Raw genomic sequence first — 7,106 nt, forward strand, 5'->3', positions numbered from 1 at the left:
GGCGACATCCAGCACGCCGCCGGCAGCTGCCGCATGAGCGGCGCCGGCGATGCCGATGGTGTGGTCAACCCTGACGGCGGGGTGAAGGGCATCTCGGGCCTACGCGTCGCCGACGCCTCGATCATGCCGTCGGACTGCCGCGCCAACACGCATTTCACCACGGTGGTGATCGGGGAAGCGATCGCGCGGATGATGATGCGGTAGTTTCTACCGCGTCAAACTCCACTTATCCCGTCATCCTGAGGAACGAGGGATGGGGCGCGTCAGCGCGCCATCGAGAGCCTCGAAGGATGTACGGCCGGGATGCTTCGATACCTTAGCAGCGAGAGCCGGGCCGTCGCCCTTCGAGGGCCGCTGAAGAAGCGGCCACCTCAGGGTGACGGTGATGGATGGGAGCGCACTCCTTCAACCATGTCATTGCGAGCGGAGCGAAGCAGTCCAGAATCCCGCCGCGGGTGCAGTCTGGATTGCTTCGCTGCGCTCGCAATGACGGAGCAATTGGCGAGGCCATCGCACTCCATTGCACATTTCAAATAGCAAACACACGATCGCCTTCTCGCGGCGCGTCTCGCCCGAGTTTTGGGTCTCGCACGCCCTCGAAAAAGACGAGGGCGCAGGGAAGGCCGGGCGCCGGCGGCACCCGAGATCCGTGCGCGATAGAAATGCACACGGGGTGGACCACAGGTGTGCCGGTCGCCCGGCCTTCCCTGCGCGAATGGTTTTAACGGTGTCCTTCGTGCTCTCCTCGGGGAGCGTTGCACTATTGCCCCCGTCGCCTTGTGGATATCGATGCGCGGACCGGTCGGCCGCCACATCACCGCAAGACTTGACGCACAGACCCCGGGCGTCGGGACCACACGACTTTTCCGTCCGCGCACGTCCTCGCTGGGAATCCGGGAGGTGGCGTGTGCTCGCCCCCGAAACCATGCGAAGACGCTGTCAGCGTCGGGTCGTATGCGCGGAAAGGCCATTGCTCACGGTGTCCCGCCCTGCAATGCCCGTTGCGCCCGACGCCGTCGCGTCCATCGCTGCCCAGCCCGCGGTTCGTGACGATCGCGATCCGCCCCTCGTCTCGGGCCAGGGTGATCAGTGTGTACGTCAAATCCGAATTTCGGTAAAGTGGAATATTTCGGCGAGAGGGCTTGACAGGCGGGGTGATCGAAATGACCGGGCTGTTTTGCCCGACGGGCAGCGGCCTGTCTGAAATAGCTGATCGGGGTGCCCTTCATCTCAAGCGCCTGAATGTCGGCGTTGGGCCAAGAGCGATAGCGACGGGATGCCGCTTGTGAGACCCAACCCGGACCCCAAGACTGCGGCCTGAATCGCCACGAAAGCCAATTGTTTCAGCGCGAATTCGTGGTTAATCTACCTGTTCCGTCTGGGCAGATAAGCCGGAGACGAACATGGTGCGATTGGGAGCGGCCGCTCGGGCGGCAGGTGCACTGACCATAATTCTCGTATGTACGGCGGGCGCGCACGCGCAGGTCACCGAGAAGCCACCGTTTTGGGCCTACACTTACAACCCGCCCGACTTCAAGCCGCCGCCGGATGACGGTCAACCTCGCCACGTTCCCGACAGCACGGCGAGCTATACAGTCCCACAAACGCGCGATCGCTTCCTGGCGCCGGATTGGCACCCAGGTGACCATCCGACGATGCCGGCAGTCGTGGCGAGCGGTCGCCAGCCTGACGTCTACGCCTGCGGCTTCTGCCATCGTGCCTCTGGCACGGGCGGTCCGGAGAACGCCGACATCGCTGGCCTGCCGGTTGCTTACTTTATTCAGCAGATGCACGACTACAGGAGCGGCAAGCGCTCGACGGCATTGCTCGACCGCGTTCCGCAAGCATGGATGATCTCGCTTGCGAAGGCGGCGAACGACGATGAGATTAAGGCGGCGGCAGAATATTTCGCCGCCATCAAGCCAAGGAAGTTGGTCGATGTGGTGGAGACTGAGACCGTGCCGAAGCCTACCGTCGCCGGCTGGTTCTTCGTCACCAAAGGCGATGAACGCGAGCCGATCGGCACGCGCATCATCGAGACGCCGGCTGACGTCGGCCGCTTCGTCAACCGCGACGCGCGCGTTCGCTTTACCGCCTACGTGCCGACAGGCAGCGTGGCTGCCGGCCGCGGGCTGGCCGCAAGGCCCGAGATCGCTTGTGCCACCTGCCACGGCGACAAACTGACCGGCACGAACGTCGTGCCGGGCATCGCCGGGCGTTCGCCGACCTACATCTTCCGTCAGCTCTACGAATACCGGCACGGCTTCCGCGCTGGGCCGGATAGCAAGCCGATGATCGACGTCGTCAACGCGCTCACCGACGCAGATTTTTTGACACTCGCCGCCTATCTCGCCACGCTGGAGCGATGAAGTGGCGCCGACGCTCATCCCGCTGGCTTCTCATTGATCTATCCTCGATCGGAAATACCGTGCTCTCACCACCTTGAGGGTTCCAATGAAGCGGCGACATTCGAGTACCGCTTCGCTGATGGAAAGTATGATCGCTTTCCGGAATTGATTGCAGGTCTCATTCGGGACCGCGTTCAAGTGGTCGTCGCCGTCACTGGTACGAACGGAGTTTTGGCGACAACGGCAGCGACTAAGACGATTCCGATCGTGTTTGCGATTGCCATGGACCCGGTACATCTTGGCGTTATTTCCAGTTAGAACAGGCCGGGAGGAAATGCGACCGGCGTGAGCATGTACACTCCGCAACTCACCGCCAAGCGACTTGAGTTGTTGGCAGAATTGACGCCAGGAGGCGGAACAATCGCCATGCTGGTAAATCCAACGAATCCAAATGCGAATGTAGTGGTTTCGGATGCCGAAGCTGCGGCCAAGTCGCTTGGCCGAGAAATTCACGTCCTGAAGGCGAGTACGGACGAGCAAATTGCTGCTGTCTTCGGCGAAGTCAGAAACCGGAAGCATGCCGCGCTTCTTGTCAGTCCAGCCGACCAGATTCGAGCTGGCGATCAATCTCAAAGCAGCAAAGAGCATCGGCCTTACTATCCCGCCCTATCTCCTGGCTCGCGCCGACGAAGTAATCGAATAGAGTAGGTTTGCTGCGATGCATGATTCCGGAAGTGGCCCGCCGCTGACCTTAGCTTATGGTGCGGTGAGGTCTGCTTCCTGACGGTGACCCGAACAAGCCGTGCAAGCTGGCCAAGGCAGCCTTTGACCCGTTGCAGACGGTCCGTCGCAGAGCGGGCGCGGCCGAAGGATATGCAGTGTGATAGACGTCACAGAGGCCAGGCTTGTTTTTCCCCGAACTCCACTTAGGCTGCGCGCTTATATTCGGGGCGCCGATGAAGGCTTTTCGCTGGTTTTCATTTTTTCTTTTCATCTGGCTCGCTTGCGGCTCAGCACATGCCGAGCGACGGGTCGCGCTAGTGATCGGAAACTCTACCTACAAGAGTGTACCAAGGCTCGCCAACCCCGTGAACGATGCCGCCTTGGTCGGGGGCATGTTCAGTAAGGCCGGGTTCGACGTTGTTGATATCAAGCTCGACCTAACCGTAGTGGACATGCGGAAGGCGCTTCGCGAGTTTGGCGCTAAGGCGCGCGATTCCGATGTCGCCGTCATTTACTACGCTGGCCATGGTATCGAGCTGGATGGTAATAACTATCTGATCCCCACTGACGCCGCGCTAGAGACCGACACCGACGTTTTAGATGAGACCTTTCCGCTGGATCGGGTGCTCTTCGCCATCGAGCCGGCTAGGCAGCTCCGTCTCGTCATCCTCGATGCCTGCCGCGATAACCCATTTGCCAAGACCATGAAGCGCACGGTGGCGGCGCGTGCGATTGGTCGCGGCCTTGCCAAGGTTGAGCCGGCTAGTCCGAACACGATGATCGCCTTTGCCGCAAAAGCGGGCTCCACCGCCTCAGATGGCGACTGGAAAAACAGCCCGTTCGCGACCGCGCTGGTCGAGCGTCTGCCGATCCCCGGGCTGGACCTGCGCAAAGCTCTTGGCTTTGTTCGCGACGATGTCCTCAAGAACACCGGCTACAAGCAGGAGCCCTACGTTTACGGCTCGCTCGGTGGAAATGACGTGCCGTTGGTGCCGGCAAAGCCAGTCGTCACGGCTCCGCAGGCAAGCACACTGGATGCCGTTCGCAGGGACTATGAACTCGCGCTCCAGGCCGGCGACCGCGAGGGATGGGAAGCGTTTCTGAGAGCATTTCCGGACGGTTACTACGCAGATTTGGCGAAGGTACAGCTCAAGAAGATTGCTGCCGAGGAAACCCGCGCTGCCGCAGCAGAGAAGGCTCGCCTAGCCGAAGAGGAAAAGACGCGGCTCGCCGCGTCTCGCGCCCAGAAGGCGGAGCAGGAGAAGGCGGCAGCCGCAGCCAAGGCCGCCGAGGATGCCCGTCTTGTCGCCGAGAGAGCCAAGCAGATCGAGGAGGCGAGAGCCGCCGCCGCCGAACAGCGAAGGAAGGACGCCGAGGCAGCCGCCACGGCCCTCGCCGCCAAGCAGAGCGCCGATAAGGCACTCGCTGATAAGATCGCCGAAGACAAGTCGGCAGCCGAACTCGCAGCTAGGCTGCCAACGGAGAAGGGGCAGGAAAGCGCCAACCAGAAGGTCGCTGCCATCGCGCCAACCTCTGCAGAGCCAAGCCTATCCCCCCAGGAAACAGCGAAGCTGATCCAGTCCGAGCTACGTCGGGTCGGATGTCTATCCGCTGCTGCGGACGGCGACTGGAATGCGTCGTCCCAGCGGTCGCTGTTGACCTTCAACAAGTACGCTGGAACAAAGTTTGAAGCCAAGCTCGCGACCTTCGACGTCCTGGACGCCATCAAAGCCAAGCCCGGTCGGGTCTGTCCGCTGGTCTGCGAGCACGGCTTCAAGCCGGATGGCGAAGTCTGCGTAAAGATCAACTGCCGTACCGATTATCGCGTCAATGCCGAGAATGAATGCGAGAAGACGAATAGCAGAAAGCCCGTTGCGACGCGCGACCAGCCGACGACACGAGAAGACGCCCGGCAGCAGGGTGGGAAGTCGACCAAACCCGTAGCGCAAAGGAGCGGACAAATGGTCTGCAACGGTGCTGGCTGCAGGCCGGTTCGCCCAGGTTGTCATCTTGAGGTCTATCAACAAGGCAAGCACGGGCCCGGGAGCTGGGGCCCGAACCAAGAGGTCTGCAACTGATTCTCCGCGCATTCCAGCGCGCGGTAAATGGTAACGCTTTTTAGGCAAGGCAATTCAGTTCGGCACGACGTTGGAGTAGTCCCCGCGCGGCACGTTCGGCAGACCATCCGCCGCGCGGCCAGCTATACGATTTCCTTTTTGGCACGTCTGGAAGGGACATTGCACAAGACGTCGCACGTCACATCGCTGTCCGCGGTCCACGCGAGCGGATGTCATTGCAAGATAACAACCGTGCGCTCGCAAAACCAAATGTCCATTCGTGGCCCAAAGCCGTCATGATGCGCTGTCGGCTGCACCGTCTCCTGTCGGTCCAACCCGGTCGCGACGAACCGATTGCGCTAAGCCCTAGATCACCCCCGCCACTCGCAACGCCACGCCCGCCGCGCAGCTCCCCGCCAGCACCGTCAGCATCCCCAGCTTGAACCGGAAGATCGCGGTCGCCGCCGCGATCGACAGCAGCAGCGCGGGGATGTCGACGCTGGTCAGCACCGGCCTGTCGAAGTTCAGCGGAAACGCGTGCACCGGCACCGTCTCGCGGAACAGCGTATGCAGCGCGAACCAGATCGAGAGGTTGAGGATCACGCCGACGACCGCGGCAGTGATCGCGCTGAGCGCGCCGGCCAATCCCGTGTTGCCGCGCAGGCGCTCGATATAGGGGGCGCCGACGAAGATCCAGAGGAAGCAGGGCGTGAAGGTGACCCAGGTCGCGAGCAATCCGCCGAGGGTAGCCGCCAGCATCGGCGACAGGCCGCTGGGGTCGCGGTAGGCCGCCATGAAGCCCACGAACTGGAGCACCATGATCAAGGGACCCGGCGTGGTCTCGGCCATGCCGAGGCCGTCGAGCATCTCGTGCGGCTTCAGCCAGTGATAATGCTCGACCGCCTGCTGGGCGACATAGGCCAGCACGGCATAAGCGCCGCCGAACGTGACCAGCGACATCTTCGAGAAGAACAGCGCGATCTGGCTGAACACGTTGGCCTGACCCAAGGCAGCGAGCAACGCGATCACCGGCACCAGCCAGAGCGCCAGCCACAGCGCACCGACGCGGATCGCGCGCGCCGTATTGGGCTGCACGTGCTCGGGCACGGCTTCGCCGAGCATGCTGTCGATCACCGCATTGCTGTCGCCATGGCCGTGGCCGCTTGGTGCGAATTCCGGCCGGCCGCTGCGCGCGCCGGCATAGCCGATCAGGCCGGCGGCGATGATGATGATCGGGAAGGGGACCGCGAAGAAGAAGATCGCGACGAAGGCTGCGGCTGCGAGCGCGATCATGATGCGGTTCTTCAGCGCGCGCTTGCCGACGCGCACCACGGCCTCGACGACGATGGCGAGCACGGCGGCCTTCAGCCCGAAGAACAGCGCCTCGACGAAACTGACATTGCCGAAAGCCGCGTAGATGTAGCTGAGGCCCATGATGGCGATGACGCCGGGCAGGATGAACAGCCCGCCCGCCATCAGTCCGCCGGCGGTGCGATGCATCAGCCAGCCGACATAGGTCGCGAGCTGCTGCGCCTCCGGTCCCGGCAGCAGCATGCAATAGTTCAGCGCATGCAGGAAGCGGCCCTCGGAGATCCATTTCTTCTCCTCGACCAGGATGCGGTGCATCACCGCGATCTGGCCCGCGGGCCCGCCGAAGCTCAAGGACGCAACGCGGAGCCAGACGCGAAAGGCTTCCCCGAAGCTGATGCCGTGACCGGCATCAGCTCCTGCTTGAACGTTACGGGTGTCCATTACGCCTTCACCTTGTTGGTCGGCCAGTTGTGCGTCTCGGTGGTGGCGTCGCGGCACCAGCGGTAGAAGGCATCGTAGAGCGTCATGCCGGCCTCGAGCTGTTCGAGGTCGTCGTCATACATCCGCGACAGCCCGACACCATCCTCGATCCCGACGGTTCGGTATTCGATGTTGTAACCCATCGGAGCATTGGATTTTAGCGCCGCTGATACGGCTTCGTCAGCAC

General features: G+C 62.4%; 4 protein-coding genes and 2 pseudogenes. 4 read left to right on the forward strand and 2 right to left on the reverse strand.

Going from position 1 to position 7,106, the window contains the following annotated elements; all coding sequences use genetic code 11:
* The 4 genes and pseudogenes from MOV75_RS21620 to MOV75_RS21635 all read left to right on the forward strand — a co-directional run.
* Positions 1 to 204, forward strand: a 204-nt coding sequence (locus MOV75_RS21620) for a GMC oxidoreductase (protein ID WP_247006568.1), incomplete at its 5' end; no start/stop codon positions are given.
* Positions 205 to 1,412: 1,208 nt separating this feature from the next.
* Complete coding sequence (locus tag MOV75_RS21625) at positions 1,413 to 2,369, forward strand: c-type cytochrome (RefSeq protein ID WP_247006569.1); 957 nt, start codon at positions 1,413 to 1,415, stop codon at positions 2,367 to 2,369.
* 309 nt (positions 2,370 to 2,678) lie between these two features.
* Positions 2,679 to 3,056, forward strand: a pseudogene (locus MOV75_RS21630) (hypothetical protein); the annotation flags it as partial.
* A 248-nt stretch (positions 3,057 to 3,304) separates the two neighbouring features.
* The gene (locus MOV75_RS21635) at positions 3,305 to 5,149 is read left to right on the forward strand and encodes a caspase family protein (protein WP_246930545.1); all 1,845 of its coding nucleotides are present in this window, start codon (positions 3,305 to 3,307) and stop codon (positions 5,147 to 5,149) included.
* Between the two features lie 345 nt (positions 5,150 to 5,494).
* On the opposite strand, the gene chrA is transcribed toward MOV75_RS21635, so the two are convergent.
* Positions 5,495 to 6,880 (reverse strand): chromate efflux transporter, encoded by a 1,386-nt coding sequence (gene chrA / locus MOV75_RS21640; RefSeq protein WP_246930543.1) that lies wholly within the window; start codon positions 6,878 to 6,880, stop codon positions 5,495 to 5,497.
* Positions 6,880 to 7,106, reverse strand: a pseudogene (locus MOV75_RS21645) (hypothetical protein); the annotation flags it as partial. The pseudogene MOV75_RS21645 and the gene chrA, both read right to left, overlap by 1 nt.

This window comes from Bradyrhizobium sp. PRIMUS42 (assembly GCF_023006515.1).
Taxonomy (GTDB): Bacteria; Pseudomonadota; Alphaproteobacteria; order Rhizobiales; family Xanthobacteraceae; genus Bradyrhizobium.